Origin of the sequence: Faecalibacterium prausnitzii (assembly GCF_003287495.1) — a bacterium.
GTDB lineage: Bacteria > Bacillota > Clostridia > Oscillospirales > Ruminococcaceae > Faecalibacterium > Faecalibacterium prausnitzii_I.
In genome coordinates this window covers 526,036-541,498 of record NZ_PRLE01000001.1, presented here as the reverse complement: position 1 = coordinate 541,498, position 15,463 = coordinate 526,036, and the positions used below count along the sequence as shown (strand labels likewise).

Here is a 15,463-nt window from a genome sequence, read left to right as displayed (position 1 = left end):
AGCCGGGTGAAGGTCAATGATTTTTTCATGAATTGTTGCGTGGGATACGAAATCCGGTCACTTGTAATCGTAATAGCTGTGGTTGGGGTTGTGACCTGCCTCTTCCACCACGATGGTGAAGCCCATGGGGTTCACCTCGGTATGCTTGCCGGAGGCCAGTGGCTCCACGATGATGTGCTCGGTGCGGTTGACGATGATCTCCGCCGTTTCCACCAGCCCAATGCGCTGGTAGTGGAGCACGCCGCCGTCCGCCCGCAGCACCCGCAGGGCACCCGAGTGGAACGCCTCGCAGGTGTGGCGGAGCTGCGCCAGCTGTGCCAGCACCGGGCGGAGCCGCTTCTCGTGGCTGTCCCAGCAGTAATAGCCGCGGTTGAACGGGTCGCGGTAGCCCTGCATCCCGATCTCGTCGCCGTAGTACAGGCAGGGCACGCCGGGCAGAGTGTAGATGATGGCGTAGGCCATCTTGAGCCGGAGGATGCCCTCTTCGTAGGCGTCGCCGGTCACGCAGCGGCCGCTCTGCCACTCCCGGCCCCGGCCATTGGCGGGCTCATCCGCAATGACGGTGAGGGCGCGTTCGGTATCGTGGGTGGAGAGGAAGTTGAGGGCCGTATCCATGGCCGGGGCCGGGTAGTGCTCACAGATGGTCATGATCTCGTTCATGGCCTGCTCGGCGGGCTTGCCTTTGACGAAATCCAGCACGGCATTTTTGAACGGGTAGTTCATCACGCTGTCCAGCCCTTTGCCCAGCAGGTAGGTGCGGCGCTTGTCAAAGCCGAACTTGGTGGTGGCATCCTCCCACACCTCGCCCAGCAGGAACTTTTCCGGGCCCACCCGCTTGACGGCGGCGCGCACTTTTTCAATAAAGCTGTCGGGCAGCTCGTCGGCCACATCCAGCCGGAAACCGGCTGCGCCCCGGCGGAGCCAGGTGTCGATGACGCCGCCCTCGCCCGTGACAAAATCGACATAGGAGGGGGTCTCCTCGTTGACTTCGGGCAGGGTCTCAAAGCCCCACCAGCTGCGGTAGCCGCCCTTGTACTTGGGGTCAAAATCGTACCAGCTGCGGTAGGGGGAGTTCGCGTCACGGTAAGCACCGCCCTCACCATAGCGGCCCTCCCGGTTGAAATACCGGCTGTCCGAGCCCGTATGGCTGAACACGCCGTCCAGTACGATGCCGATGCCGTATTTGGCCGCTTCCATGCAGAGGGCTTCAAAATCCTCGTTGGTGCCAAGCAATGGGTCTACGTTGAGGTAATCGGCCGTGTTGTAGCGGTGGTTGGAGTGGGCCTCAAAAATGGGGTTGAGGTAGAGGAAGTCCACCCCCATCTCGTGCAGGTAGGGGAGTTTGAGCTGGATGCCTTTCAGGTCGCCGCCGAAGTAGTCCTCGTTCAGGTGGCCGCCGATCTCGTTGGGCTGCCAGAACGGCTCCGCGTGCTTATCGGCCTGATAGAGCCGGTCCGGGAAGGGCATGGGCTTGTTCTCCACGCCCTCGCAGAAGCGGTCCGGGAAGATCTGGTAGAACACCTTGCCCTTGATGGAGTCCGGCGTCTGGAAGCTGGGCTCGTAAACGGTCAGCTGCCAGCTTTCGCCCTCCTGCCAGCTGACCACGCCGCAGTTGTCCGGCCCGCGGACGATGCGGCGGAAATCGGTGTAGAGGTCAAAGTAATAGAAGTACAGGCCCACGTCGCCCAGCGTGACGTCCACCGAAAAATGGTTCTGTTTGGGCGTCTGGCCGTCAAATTTCATCCGGTAATGGACGGGCACATCGTTCTTGCCCTCTTTCTGGATGACGAGGTGTGGGTCCACATAGCCCAGCTCTTCCGGGATGCAGAGGGACAGGTGCACCGTCTGCCCGGCGCGCACGGCACCAAAGGGCTGCTTGAAATAGGGGTCATAGCTGTTGAACAGACAAGACAAGGGAAGATCGATCCTTTCTCAAAAAACGCCCCGGAGCCGTTACACAGTCCGGGGCGATAAGATATGATACTACAGGAAAAGCATCGAGAAGACGCTTTTTGTGAAAACCGGGAACTTTACCCGGCTGCCAAGGGCTCTCCCTTTGGGAGAGCTGGCAATGCGAAGCATGGCCTGAGAGGGCTTACTTGACAGCGGAGGCGTGCCAGATGTCACGAGCGTAATCGAGGACAGCACGGTCCGCGCTGAAGATGCCGCTGTTGGCAATATTCTTCAGGCTCATCTGTGCCCACTTCTCGCGGTCAGCATACAGCTTCTGCAGGTCGGCCTGTGCACGGCGGTAATCCTTGAAGTCAGCCATGACCATATAGGGGTCGCTGCTGCGCAGGTTCTCGGTCACTTCGTGGAAGTTCTCGCCGTTCCAGCCGCGCTCCAGGAAGTTCAGAGCGGCATTGGCCACGTCATCGCCCATGATGAACGCGTTGGGGTGGTAGCCGACCCGCTTCAGGTTGTTGACCTCGGGGGTCAGCATACCGAAGATCAGCTCGTTCTCCTTGCCGGCGGCATCGGCGATCTCGACGTTTGCACCGTCCAGAGTGCCCAGGGTGATGGCACCGTTGAGCATGAACTTCATGTTGCCGGTACCGGAAGCCTCGGTGCCAGCCAGAGAGATCTGCTCAGAGACCTCGGCAGCGGGCATCAGGTGCTCGCTCAGGGAGACACAGTACTCTTCCAGATAGACCACGCGCAGCTTTTCGCGGACAGCGGGGTCGTTGTTGATGAGGTCGCCCAGCTTGCAGATCATCCGGATCATCTGCTTGGCCATGTAGTAGCCGGGAGCAGCCTTTGCGCCAAAGATATAGGTCTTGGGGATGAAATCTGCGTTGGGGTTCTCTTTCAGGTACAGGTACTGGGCAGCGATGTTCAGCGCGTTCAGGTGCTGGCGCTTGTACTCGTGCATCCGCTTGACCTGGCAGTCAAAGATGGAGTTGGGGTCGATGACCTGGCCGGTGCTCTTGGAGAGGTAGTTGGCAAAGTTCTTCTTGTTGTCCAGCTTGATCTCGTTCAGCTTCTTGAGCAGGGTCTTGTCGGTGGCGTACTTGTTCAGCTTGCTCAGGTCGGAAGCATCGTGCTTGTAGCCATCGCCAATGGTCTCATCCAGCAGCTTGCACAGCTCGGGGTTGGAGGCCAGCAGCCAGCGGCGGTAAGCGATGCCGTTGGTCACGTTCTTGAACGCCTGGGGCTTGAACAGGTAGTAATCGTGGAAGACGCTCTCCTTGATGATCTCGCTGTGCAGCTTGGAGACGCCGTTGATGCTGTTGGAGGTGTAAGCGCAGATGTTGGCCATGCGCACCTGATTGTCGCCGATGAGGGCCATATAATTGATCTTGCCCTCGTCGCCGGGGAATGCTGCCTCCAGCTTCTCGCGGGCACGGCGGTTCATCTCGACCACGATCTGGTAGATGCGGGGCAGGGTCATCTTGAAGATGTCCACATTCCACTTCTCCAGAGCCTCGGCCATAACGGTGTGGTTGGTGTAGGAGAAGACGTTCTGGCAGATCTCAAAGGCCTTATCCCAGCCAAAGCCGCACTCGTCCAGCAGAATACGCATCATCTCGGGGATGGCGAGGGTGGGGTGGGTATCATTCAGCTGGATAGCGACCTTGTCGGCCAGGTTCTCCAGCGTGCCGTAGGTGGCCAGGTGGCTCTGGACGATATCACCGATGGAAGCGGCAGACAGGAAGTACTGCTGGCGCAGGCGGAGGATCTTGCCCTCAACGTGGTTGTCGTTGGGGTACAGCACCTTGGAGATGAGCTCGGCGCTTGCGTTCTTGCTCATCGCGGTGTTGTAGTTGCCCAGAGAGAAGCTGGACATATCAAAATCGGGGGCCTTGGCCTGCCACAGGCGGAGCTTTGCCACGCCCTTGCCGTCGTAGCCCTGCACATACATATCGGAGGGCACAGCCATGACGCTGTTGTAGTTGGTGTGCTGGATATAATGGAAGCCGTGATCCCAGTTCTCGTGGATCTCGCCGTCAAAGCGGACTTCCACAGCCTGATCGGGGTGGCTCTTCAGCCAGACCTGACCGCCGGGCAGCCAGTTGTCGGCACGCTCCTGCTGCCAGCCGTCCACGATCTTCTGTTTGAAGATGCCGTACTCGTACAGGATGGAGTAGCCGGTGCCGCAGATGCCGGTGGTGGCCATGCCATCCAGGTAGCAGGCAGCCAGACGGCCCAGACCGCCGTTGCCCAGGCCTGCATCGGGCTCTTCCTCAAAAATGCTGTCGATGCTGATGTCGGCATCGGCCAGAGCTTTCTGTGCCACATCCTCGAGGCCCAGGTTGAACAGGCTCACTTTCAGGCTGCGGCCCATCAGAAACTCCATGCAGAGGTAATACACTTGCTTGGTGCCGGTGCCAATGGCACGGGACTGGAACTTTTTGTGGTTCTCGCTCATCATCTGGCGGCAGATCAGTGCCAGAGCACGGTAGATCTGCTGCTGGGAAGCAACACTCAGCTCCACGCCATATTCGCTGGTGAGCTTGTCCTGAAGAATTTTTGCAAATTCTTTTGTAGTCATAAATAACTCCTATCCGCACGAGTGCATAAATTTATTGAGTTTTCCGGAATAGGACACAATCCAATATACTCCCGCGTGTCCTTCACACAACGGTAATATTATAATCTGTTCCCCCGACGATTGCAAGAAAAAGCACCTATTTTTGCCGTAACTGCTATTTTTGGCCCTGAGTTTCTGACAAATCTGCCGAAATTTCAAAAATACCACTTTTTCTCGCACGGTATTTATATTATAATAGAGAGTACAGATGGGTGGCGCAGGGCCGAAACCGGGCGCGGAACAGCCTCTTTGGAGGGGTAATTCGGCCACAAACTCCACCCCAAATGAAAAAACCACAGAGAAAAGCTCCGCAAAGGGCGGGGTCCGGTACCGGAACCCCCGGGAACACGCCATTTTGCCCGGGAGTCCCGGCAGACACCCGCCGCAAGGAGCCGCAAAACCCTGTGTAAAGTGAGGATAGACGATGGTAAACAAAGTGAGAGTGACCATTGCGGGCGCGCCCTATGCGATCGCAACGACGGATACCGAGAACTACATCACCTCTCTGGCTAAGAAGCTGGATGAGGACATTACAAAGCTGCTGGACGACAACGGCAACCTTTCCCTGAGCAAGGCAGCGGTCTTCTGTGCCATGGATTATCTGGACGAATACCGCAAGAGCGCGGGCAGTGCTGAAAACATGCGCAGCCAGATCCAGGATTACATTGCCGATGCAGCCAAGGCAAAGCTGGCCGAGGATAAGGTCCGGGCCGAAAACGAGGTGCTTCAGCGGGAAAATGCTGCCCTGCGGGAGCAGCTGGCAAAGCTGCAGGCCAAAATGAAAGAGGCCGCTGCCCGGGAGCAGGCCGCCAAAGCCGAGGCAGGCAACTGAGGGACAGCTCTCAGATCCATTCTATTTAATAGGTACAGCAACATGCCGTCAAAAGGAGAGTTATGGCAAATATTGAGATCCTTGCCCCTGTGGGCAGTGAAGAAATGCTGCACGCCGCCGTATTCAGCGGGGCAGATGCGGTTTATCTGGGCTTTTCCGGCTTCAACGCCCGCACGGGCGCCGGAAATTTTGATGCCGACAGCCTGAAAGAGGCCGTCCGCTTCTGCCACGCCCGGGGCGTCAAGGTTCATGTGGCCCTCAACACCACCGTGTACGGCGGGGAACTGGCCTCTCTGTGCGATGCCATCCGGGCGGTGGCCGCCAGTGGGGCGGATGCGGTCATCTGCCAGGATCTGGCCGTGGCCACCCTCATTGGGAAGATCGCACCCCAGCTGCCCCGCCATGGCTCCACCCAGATGAGTGTCCACACCCTGCAGGGGGCGCTGGAGCTCAAGGAGCTGGGCTTTACCCGGGTGGTGCTGGCCCGTGAGCTGAGCTTGCCGGAGGTGGAGCAGATCACCAGGCACTGCGGCATTGAGACGGAGTGCTTCGTCCATGGCGCGCTCTGCATGTGCGTCAGCGGCCAGTGCTATATGTCGGCGTTTTTGGGCGGACGGAGCGGCAACCGCGGCTCCTGTGCAGGCCCCTGCCGCCTGCCCTTTGAGGCCAACGCCCTGCCCGAGGGCAAGCCCGGGCGGCTGCACCACCTCTCCCTGAAAGACAACTCCGTCATCGACAAACTGGACCAGCTGCAGGCCATCGGTGTGGCCTCTGCCAAGATCGAAGGCCGCCTGCGCACGCCGGAGTATGTGGCAGCGGCGGTCAGCGCCTGTCTGGCAGGCCGGGAGGGCCGTGCCTATGACCGTGACCTGCTGAAAAATGCGTTCAGCCGCTCCGGCTTCACCTCCGGCTATCTGGACGGGAAGATCGACGGCACGATGTTTGGCGTCCGCAGTGAGGCCGACGCCGAACTGACCAAAAAGACCCTGCCCGCCCTGCGGGAGCTCTACCGCCGGGAGCGCTCCCGGGTGCCCGTGCGGATGAAGCTGGAAATCGAAGAGGGCGGCGAGAAGCTGACCGTGACCGACGCCGACGGCAACAAGGCGTTTGCCTACGGCGATTTTGAGCCTCAGCCCGCCCGCGCCGACCCCACCGAGAGCCTGAAGCGGAGCCTCGCCAAGACGGGCGGCACCCCCTTTGCAGCGGAAAACATCGAGGTGGAGATGGACGAGGGCCCCTGGTTCGTGCCCGGCAGCACCGTGAACGAGCTGCGCCGGGAGGCGCTGGACGCCCTGCTCAAAAAGCGGGAGGTGCTGCGCCCCTGGCCGGTGCAGGATGTGGAGCTGGAGCCGCTGCCCCAGCGCACCCTGCCGCCCCACCGGACCCTCCGTGCCCGGTTTGAGCGCTGGGATCAGGTGCCGGAACAGGCTCTTTCCGGCGTGGAATATCTGATCCTGCCCATCGCGCAGGCCGACCGTGTCCCCCGCGAGTGGCGGGGCAAGACGCTCCTGGAGCTGCCCCGGGTCATGTTCGGCAAGCTGGAAGAGGACACCGCCCGCCGCGTCGCGGCCACCCAGGATGCAGGCTTTGCGGGCTATGAGGTGAGCAACATCGCCCACCTGCGGCTCTGCCGGGGCCTGCCCATGTCCGGCGGCTTTGGCCTGAACGTCACCAATCAGGTGGCGGCGCAGTTCTACGCGGACAACGGCCTTGGCTCGGTGCTCATCCTGCCCGAGACGAAAGACAGCGACATCAGCACCATTGCCCCCACCCATGCAGGCAAGCCGGTGCCCACGGGCGTGCTGGTCTACGGCCACATGCCGCTGATGGTCACCCGTGCCTGCCCGCTGCAGAACATCCACGACTGCGCCCACTGCGATAAGACGGGTACCCTGACCGACCGCAAGGCGAAAAAGTTCCCGGTGCGGTGCGGCATGGGCGTGCGTACCATCTACAACCCGGTGCCCATCTATATGGGCGACAAGCCCGGTGCCCTGACGGTGGACTACGGCGTGGCCTACTTCACGCTGGAAAGCAGGGAAGAGGCTGCTGCCATTCTGGACAATCTCCGTGTCCATGCACCCTTTGAGGGCGATTTCACCCGCGGACTCTATTTTAAAGGTACAAACTAAAACTCCTTCCGTCATCGCTGACGCGATGCCACCTCCCTCAAAGAGGGAGGCTGACCGTGAGGCGAGGCCCCCTCTGTGAGGGGGCTGTCACCGTAGGTGACTGGGGGAGTAGACTGAAACAATTAAAACGAGGTATACTATGGAACCCATCACTGTAAACTATAAAGTATTGGACCCCCGGGCGAAGGTGCCCGCTTATGCAACCCCCGGCTCTGCTGCTGCCGACCTGTGTGCCGTGCTGGACGAGCCCCTGACACTGGCCCCGATGGAGCGGGCACTGGTGCCCACCGGCCTTGCCATTGAGCTGCCCGGTGCCCACACCGTGGCGCTGGTCTATGCCCGGAGCGGCCTGTCCATCAAGCATGGCCTGTGCATGGCCAACGGCGTTGGCGTCATTGACAGCGATTATCGGGGCGAGCTGAAAGTGCCCATGGTCAACCTGGGCAAGGAGCCCTATACGATCCAGCCCGGCGAGCGGGTGGCGCAGCTCTGCATCGCACCGGTGTACACCGCCGCCTTTGCTCCGGTGCAGGAGCTGGGCGATACCACCCGCGGCGAGGGCGGCTTTGGCTCGACGGGAAAATAAACCTCTCAGTCACGCTTCGCGTGCCAGCTCCCCTGACAGGGGAGCCCTTGGCAGGCTGGGCAACAAAGTGCGAAACACTGAAAAATGATGTTACGGAAAATGCCGGGCCCTGCGGTGCAGGGCAGAAAGATATAAGATGAACTCCAAATTGATACTAGCTTCCGGCAGCCCCCGCCGGAAAGAGCTTTTGAGCCTGTACACGACGGATTTTGAAATCCATGTCAGCGATTTTGACGAGAGCGCCGTCACGGCAGATACCCCTGCCCGGCTGGTGGAAAAGCTGGCCCGGGGCAAGTGTCTGGCCGTGGCTGCCCGACACCCGGGGGATCTGGTACTGGGGTGCGATACCGTGGTGGATGTAAACGGGGAAGTCTTCGGCAAACCCCACAGTGTGGAGGACGCCAAACGGATGCTCCGGGCACTGTCCGGTGCCACCCATCAGGTACACACGGGCGTCTGCGTCTCGGACGGCGCACAGACCAAGAGCTTTGTGGACAGCTGCCGCGTGACGTTCTTCCCCATCTCCGAGGAAGAAATTGAGCGGTACACGGCCACAAAAGAGCCCTACGATAAGGCCGGAGCCTACGCCATTCAGGGCCGGGCAGCCCTCTGGCTGGACCGCATCGAGGGCGATTATTACACCATTATGGGCCTCCCCGTCAGCCGCACTGTCCGGCTCATCGAGCAATTTTGATGCACTGAAAATGAAAAATTGCCAAAAAACTTGACAAAACGCTTGAGAAAACAGCGTCTTGCGGCTATAATAATAGCGTGTTATTCTGCGATGGACAGCCGGACGGAATCTCGTCCGGTCTGCCGTGCGTTTTGGGAATAGAACTGGAAAGAATTTAAGGAGAGAGCTTCAGTATGAGTTTGTTTTCAAAAGATGTAGGGATCGACCTGGGTACTGCCAATACCCTGGTTTACATGAAAGGAAAAGGCATTATCATGCGGGAACCGTCCGTTGTGGCGGTGGACACCAAGACCGATGAGGTGCGCTGCGTGGGCGGCGAGGCCAAGGCGGTCATCGGCCGTACCCCCGGCAGCATCGTGGCGGTCCGCCCCCTGAAAGACGGCGTCATTGCGGATTTTGACATCACGGCCAATATGCTGGAAAACTTCCTGAAAAAGGCCTGCGGCAACAGCATGTTCTCCCGCCCCCGCGTGGTCATCTGCATCCCCTCCGGTGTTACCGAGGTGGAGCGCCGCGCCGTGCGTGAGGCAACCCTGAAAGCCGGTGCCCGTCAGGTCTCCGTGATCGAGGAGCCCATGGCTGCCGCCATCGGTGCGGGCCTGCCCATCAGCGAGCCCACCGGCAGCATGATCGTGGACATCGGCGGCGGCACGGCGGAGATCGCCGTGATCTCGCTGGGCGGCATCGTGGCTTCCCGCAGCGTCCGGATGGCCGGTGATATGTTCGACCAGGCCATCATCGCGTTCATCAAGCGGAAGTACAACCTGCTCATCGGTGAGCGTACCGCGGAGCAGATCAAGATCGAGATCGGTTCCGCCTACCCCATGGACCCCGAGATGACCATGGAGATCAAGGGCCGCAATCTGGTGGACGGCCTGCCCAAGAACATCGTGGTCCACTCCGAGGATGTGCGTGAGGCCCTGCTGGAGTGCCTGGTCAAGATTACCAGCGCCATCAAGGAGACGCTGGAGCGCACCCCGCCGGAACTGAGTGCCGATATCATCGACCACGGCATCACCCTGACGGGCGGCGGCGCTCTGCTGCGCGGCCTGGACCAGCTGATCCAGAGTGAGACGGGCATTGACGTCCATGTGGCGGAAGACCCGCTGGACTGCGTGGCCAAGGGCGCCGGCGCGGTGCTCGACCATGTGGATGTCCTGCACGATGTGCTGGATACCGACGGCGCACACATGTGATAAAGCGCGCGGATGGCTCCGGCTGTCCGCGCTTTTTTGCAATCGGAGGAAGCTCCCTTGAAAGATTTTTTCGATACCTGGAAATTTAAGATCCTCGTGGGCATCGCGGTGTTTCTGGCGGCCATCATGGCCTATGCCGGTGCCAATGGCCGCCTGACGGCCGCCCCGCAGGAGATTTTGAGCGTGGCGGTGGCCCCGTTCCAGCGGGCGGCGGCGGCGGTGAGCAATGGCGTTTCCTCCCTGTGGGAGAAGTACACCAACATCGACGCCATTCTGGAAGAGAACGAGAAGCTTACCACGGAAAACGCCGAGCTGCGCGGCCAGATGGTGGATTACGACAAGCTCAAGGCTGAAAACGAGGCCTACAAGGCCCTGACCAACATTCAGGAGCAGCACCCGGAGATGAGCTATGTTTCGTCGTTCGTCATCGGGCGGGACCCGCTGGATTCGTTCTACGGCTTCACGCTGGATCAGGGCAGCCTGGACGGGGTGGAGGCCAACGACGCCATCACCAGCGACGAGGGCTACCTGCTGGGCGTGGTGACGGAAGTAGACCTGACCAGCTGCAAGGTCATGACGATTTTGCACCCCAGCTTCAACGCGGCGGGCGTGGTGTCCCGCACCCGGGACAACGGCATCATCACGGGCAGCGCGGATTACGCCGCCGAGGGCCTGTGTATCCTCTCCAACCTCTCCCGCAGTACCCTGACCAAGGCCAACGATCAGGTCATCACCACCGGTTTGGGCGGCGTGTTCCCGCCGGATGTGCTGGTGGGCGTGGTGCAGGAGCTGGTGCCGGAAGCCAGCGGCAAATCCACCATCGCGGTGATTAAGCCCGGCGCGGACCCCCGTACCGTCAAGCATGTGTTTATCATTACCAATTACTGATAGGAGGAGCCTGTCTATGGAATCACGCCGCAAGCGCAAAAGCAGCCAGATCTTCAAATGGGTCTGCTATACGCTGCTGATGCTGCTGTGTACGGTTTTGCAGACCATGCCCGGGCTGTTTCAGCTGGGGGCGGCAAAGCCGCTCTACCTGCTGCCGCTGGCACTGGCGGTCTCCGTGTTTGAAGGAGAGTTTGCCGGGGCTATTTTCGGCGCGGTCTGCGGCCTGATGTGGGACTACACGGCGGGCCGAACCGTGGGAATGCTGGCACTGGAGCTGATGATCCTCAGCTTTGCCGTCTCCGCCGTGGTGCAGCTCTACCTCAAGGACACCGCTCAGAACTTTTTGCTTATCGCGGCGGGGTGCGCGGTGCTGGTGCTGGTCTGCGACTGGCTGTTCTTCTATTACATGCCGGGCTACAGCGGGGCGTGGAACCGCTTTTTGTGGTTCGTGCTTCCCAGCGCGGTGCTGAGCATCCCGGTCAGCCTGCCCATCTATTGGGCGGCGCGGAAGATCAGCATTGAATTCAAGATCGACAACGGCGTGGTCTGAGTGCTGCGGCTCCGCAGCCTGCCCCGCCGGGAGGAAACCAGATGAATTTGGACGAACACAAGACCGTTATGCGCCGGATGCGGCTGCTCATCGCCTTTGCGGCGGTTATCGTGGGGCTGTATGTGTTCCGGCTGATCTTTCTGCAGCTGGTCAACGGCGACAGCTTCAAAGCCCGCGCCACCAACACCACGGACTATCATTTTACGGTCACGGCGGCCCGCGGCGACATCGTGGACAGCGAGGGGAAACGGATCGCGGCCAGCACCACCAGCTACAATGTGGTGCTCAGCAAGCTGCTGATGGGCGGCGAGGATCTGGACGCCATGCTGCAGCGGATCGTGGAGCTGCTGGAGCAGAACGGCGAGAGCTGGAACGACTCCCTCCTCATCAGCGAGCCGGATGCCAACGGCCACTACACGTTTACGGCTGCGGAGGACAGCACCAGCGATCAGAAGAGCCTTGCCAACATGAAAGAGGGCCTGGGCCTGCAGCAGTACGCCACCGCTGATGACGTGATGGAAAAACTGGTGGAGGACTATGACCTCAGCGCCTACTCCCTCCACTGGCAGCGGGTGCTGGGCGGCATCCACTATGAGATGCAGCAGCAGGCGTTCTCCAACGTCAACAACTTTGTCATGGCCGAAAACGTCAGCGATGTGACCGTGGCCACCATCAAGGAAAACAGCCTCTCCCTGCCCGGCGTGGAGATCGTGGAGACCTCCACCCGCAGCTATGAGCAGGGCACGGTGCTGCCCCATGTGCTGGGCCGGGTGGGCAAGATCACGGCGGAAAAGTGGAAAGTGACCGATGAAAACGGCCAGACCACCTATCCGCTGCGGGATAAAGGCTACAATATGAACGATGTCATCGGCATCTCGGGCCTGGAATCGGCCTATGAGGATGAGCTGCGGGGCAAGGATGGTGTGGAGACCATCACCCGCAACTCGGATGGCGTCATCGTCAGCACGGCCATGACCACGGTGCCGGAGCCGGGCCACACCGTCCAGCTCACCGTCAACAGCGATTTCCAGAAAGCGGTGGAGCAGGCGCTGGGCAAAAACATTGATATGATCAGCCGGGCCTACGGCACCGATGGTGCCCGGGCCAATGCAGGCGCGGTGGTGGTGCTGGATGTCAAGGACGGCAGCGTGCTGGCCTCCGCCAACTACCCCAGCTTTGACCAGAACCTCTACGCCACCCAGTACAGCGAGTACAGCGCCGACCCCGGGATGCCGCTGTTCAACCGGGCGCTGCAGGGCCTGTACACCCCGGGCTCGACCTATAAGCCCTCGGTGGCCGTTGCCGCGCTGGACACCGGCGTCATCAACCGGTATTCCACGGTATACTGCAACGGCGTGTACAACTACTTCCAGGATTACCACCCCAAGTGCACCCGCCACGGCCACACGGGCAACATCGACGTCATCACGGCCATCAAATGGAGCTGCAACATCTTCTTCTACGATGTGGGCCGCCGGGTGACCAGTGACGTCTACGACGCTTATGCCTATAAGCTGGGCCTGGGCCAGCGCACGGGCGTGGAGGTCAGCGAGGCACTGGGCCGCCTGACCACGAAAAACGACTCCAACTACACGGCCTCGCTGGAAGTGCAGGCCGCCATCGGCCAGGGCAACACGGTCATCACGCCGGTGCAGCTGGCTACCTATGCGGGCACCATCGCCAACCGGGGCACCCGCTACCGTACCCACTTTGTCAAGTCCATCCTGGACACCAACACGGGCAAAGTCCTGCAGGAGACCCAGCCGGAGGTCATGGATGTCATCGAAGACCGGGGCGATACCTTTGACCTGGTGCAGCAGGGCATGATGGGCGTGGCCCAGACCATCCCGGCACTGGCAAGCTATCCCTACACCGTCGCCTGCAAAACGGGCAGTCCCCAGCGCAGTGAGAGCTACTACGCCGGCAGCACCCGCAAGCATTACACCAACGCGACGATGATCGCCTATGGCCCGGTGGAAGACCCGCAGATCGCCATTGGCATCGTGGTGGAATACGGCGGTGCCGGTGCCCGTACCGGCCAGCTGGTGGCGGATATTTTTGATGCCTACTTCGCCATGCAGAACGGCACCCTGACGGTGGACGAACCCGAGACCGCCGACCCGGCGGTAGACGATCCGAAGACAGAGGCTGTGGACGGCGACGCCGCAGCCGATGAGACGGACACGGCAGGGGAGACGACTCCCGCGCCGGAACCCGCGGCGGCTCCGGCGGCATAAGGCGCTGTCATGCGGATTTGGTGGAAAAACCAGAAAAACCAGCGGAAATGCCCAAAAAACAGTTGTAAAATGACGGAAACTGTGATAATATGATATATGCAATACAATGCCCTAGAGAGAAAATAGAGCCGGGCGAGGTAAAAGGAGAGGTTGACCGATGACGATTGCACTGATTGCGCATGACTCCAAAAAGGAGCTGATGGTTCAGTTCTGTACGGCGTACTGCCGGATTTTGAGCCAGCATAAATTGGTGGCCACCGGGACGACTGGCAAGATGATCGCAGAGGCCACGGGCCTGCAGGTACAGCGTTTCCTGGCAGGGGTTCAGGGCGGTGACCAGCAGATCGCGTCCCGCATTGCCTGCAATGAGGTGGACCTGCTGCTGTTCTTCCGCGACCCCATCAATGCAAAGCCCAGCGAGCCCAATGAGATGACCCTGCTGCGCCTGTGCGATGTGCACAACATCCCCATGGCCACCAACATCGCCACCGCTGAGGTGCTCATCCACGGCCTGGAGCGCGGCGACCTGGATTGGCGTGATATCGTCCACCCGCAGCAGTCCGTGTGATCATTCAATCAATAAAAAAAGCAAAGGCTCTGGATCGCAAGACCCAGAGCCTTTTTGTGTGCGTCAAACGTTAAAATCCGCGGCCATCTCCTGCACATCCTCCGGGGTGAAAGACCCCAGCGGCAAGATGAGCCGGGCCAGGATATCCTGCGGCAGGGCGGCAAGAGCATCGCTCTCGTCCTGGGCAGGGTCTTCCGGCGGGTAGATATGGCTGATGCCGTCGGCCCCGGTCTCCACCTGGGCAAAGTGCCCGGTGGCGATGTACTGGATGCCCAGTTTGTCTGCCGCCGTCAGCAGGGCAGAGAGGCGGGCGTCCACAGGAGGGACTCCCTGTGCGGCCAGCGCCTCGGCGTTGAGGGTGGCACACTCGATGCCAAGGGCCTTTGCGGCCTCTTTTGCGGACTGCACCAGAGGCTCTTCTTCGGCAGAGAGCTTCACGACGGCACCCACTACCGCAAAGCCCTGCTGCTGCAAAATACGGACGGCTACTTTGGCTGCCGTGCCGCCGCCCAGGCCTACCAGCACTTTGTCCTGCTGCTCGTAGGTATCAAACCCGCTGCCGGGCAAAAAAGTGTCGCTCATCGTCCCTGCCTCCCGCCATGTGCCTGGCTCTGTGCCACGGCCAGCTGGTCGCAGCGCTCGTTTTCCGGGTGGCCCGCGTGGCCCTTGACCCAGACGTATGTGAGTTTGTGCCGTGCTTCCTGCTCCAGTGCCTGCTCCCAGAGGTCCGGGTTCAGGGCAGGGGAGCCATCGGATTTTTTCCAGCCCCGGCGCTTCCAGCCCTTGGCCCAGCCTTTTTCCAGCCCGTTGATGACATACTGGCTGTCGGAGCACAGGTGCACTTCGCACGGCTCCTTGAGCTGGCGCAGGGCCTCGATAAAGGCCGTCAGCTCCATCCGGTTGTTGGTGGTGCTGGCGTCGCCGCCGCTGAGCTCTTTTTCGTACACTTTGCCATTGAACCGATACCGCAGCACCGCGCCCCAGCCGCCGGGGCCGGGGTTGCCGCTGCACGCGCCGTCGGTGTAAATTTCAACCTGTTTCATGCGTTTCTCCCGGTGTGTAAATTTTTACTGCTTCTATTTAGAGCCATTTTACACGTTCTGTCAAGAGGAAAGTGCATAGAGCCCGCCCGGCCTGCCAAACCTTGGAATTGACAAAAACGCTGAGAAATACTATACTGATGGCAACGAAATGCGTATAGGGGCGCGCTGTAAGTGCGCGCTCACAGCGTTCCCGGATAAGTGCCGCG

Annotated in this window: 13 protein-coding genes; 9 read left to right on the top strand and 4 right to left on the bottom strand. The window is 60.5% G+C overall.

The features are described 5' to 3' along the window. Positions 1–57: 57 nt before the first annotated feature. Both C4N22_RS02515 and C4N22_RS02510 read right to left on the bottom strand, forming a co-directional pair. Positions 58–1,914 (bottom strand): glycoside hydrolase family 13 protein, encoded by a 1,857-nt coding sequence (locus C4N22_RS02515; protein WP_112147874.1) that lies wholly within the window; start codon positions 1,912–1,914, stop codon positions 58–60. Between the two features lie 181 nt (positions 1,915–2,095). Further along, on the bottom strand, positions 2,096–4,492 hold the full coding sequence (locus C4N22_RS02510) for a glycogen/starch/alpha-glucan phosphorylase (RefSeq protein WP_112147873.1): 2,397 nt from the start codon (positions 4,490–4,492) through the stop codon (positions 2,096–2,098). A 463-nt stretch (positions 4,493–4,955) separates the two neighbouring features. Here C4N22_RS02510 and zapA point away from each other — a divergent pair, with 463 nt between their 5' ends. From zapA to mgsA, 9 genes are all read left to right on the top strand, one after another. Next, on the top strand, positions 4,956–5,363 hold the full coding sequence (zapA, locus tag C4N22_RS02505; RefSeq protein WP_112147872.1) for a cell division protein ZapA: 408 nt from the start codon (positions 4,956–4,958) through the stop codon (positions 5,361–5,363). Positions 5,364–5,425: 62 nt separating this feature from the next. After that, entirely contained in the window at positions 5,426–7,495 is a 2,070-nt protein-coding gene (locus tag C4N22_RS02500; protein WP_112147871.1) for a U32 family peptidase, read from the top strand. 139 nt (positions 7,496–7,634) lie between these two features. Continuing rightward, complete coding sequence (dut, locus tag C4N22_RS02495) at positions 7,635–8,081, top strand: dUTP diphosphatase (protein WP_022257656.1); 447 nt, start codon at positions 7,635–7,637, stop codon at positions 8,079–8,081. A 136-nt stretch (positions 8,082–8,217) separates the two neighbouring features. Next, complete coding sequence (locus tag C4N22_RS02490) at positions 8,218–8,775, top strand: Maf family protein (RefSeq protein WP_112114616.1); 558 nt, start codon at positions 8,218–8,220, stop codon at positions 8,773–8,775. Between the two features lie 173 nt (positions 8,776–8,948). Beyond that, a complete protein-coding gene (locus C4N22_RS02485; protein WP_022257658.1) occupies positions 8,949–9,971 on the top strand; it encodes a rod shape-determining protein in 1,023 nt (340 codons plus the stop codon). Between the two features lie 57 nt (positions 9,972–10,028). Next, the gene (mreC, locus tag C4N22_RS02480; RefSeq protein ID WP_022257659.1) at positions 10,029–10,859 is read left to right on the top strand and encodes a rod shape-determining protein MreC; all 831 of its coding nucleotides are present in this window, start codon (positions 10,029–10,031) and stop codon (positions 10,857–10,859) included. 16 nt (positions 10,860–10,875) lie between these two features. Beyond that, positions 10,876–11,409 carry a rod shape-determining protein MreD gene (gene mreD / locus C4N22_RS02475; protein ID WP_112147869.1) on the top strand — a complete coding sequence of 178 codons (534 nt, stop codon included), beginning with the start codon at positions 10,876–10,878 and terminating at the stop codon, positions 11,407–11,409. Between the two features lie 41 nt (positions 11,410–11,450). Continuing rightward, a complete protein-coding gene (locus tag C4N22_RS02470; RefSeq protein ID WP_112147868.1) occupies positions 11,451–13,646 on the top strand; it encodes a peptidoglycan D,D-transpeptidase FtsI family protein in 2,196 nt (731 codons plus the stop codon). A 157-nt stretch (positions 13,647–13,803) separates the two neighbouring features. Beyond that, on the top strand, positions 13,804–14,214 hold the full coding sequence (gene mgsA, locus C4N22_RS02465) for a methylglyoxal synthase (protein ID WP_022257662.1): 411 nt from the start codon (positions 13,804–13,806) through the stop codon (positions 14,212–14,214). Between the two features lie 63 nt (positions 14,215–14,277). On the opposite strand, the gene C4N22_RS02460 is transcribed toward mgsA, so the two are convergent. Then, a complete protein-coding gene (locus tag C4N22_RS02460) occupies positions 14,278–14,796 on the bottom strand; it encodes a hypothetical protein (protein WP_112147867.1) in 519 nt (172 codons plus the stop codon). Further along, on the bottom strand, positions 14,793–15,257 hold the full coding sequence (gene rnhA / locus C4N22_RS02455) for a ribonuclease HI (RefSeq protein WP_112114621.1): 465 nt from the start codon (positions 15,255–15,257) through the stop codon (positions 14,793–14,795). The genes C4N22_RS02460 and rnhA overlap by 4 nt, the downstream gene beginning before the upstream one ends. Positions 15,258–15,463: the final 206 nt, after the last annotated feature.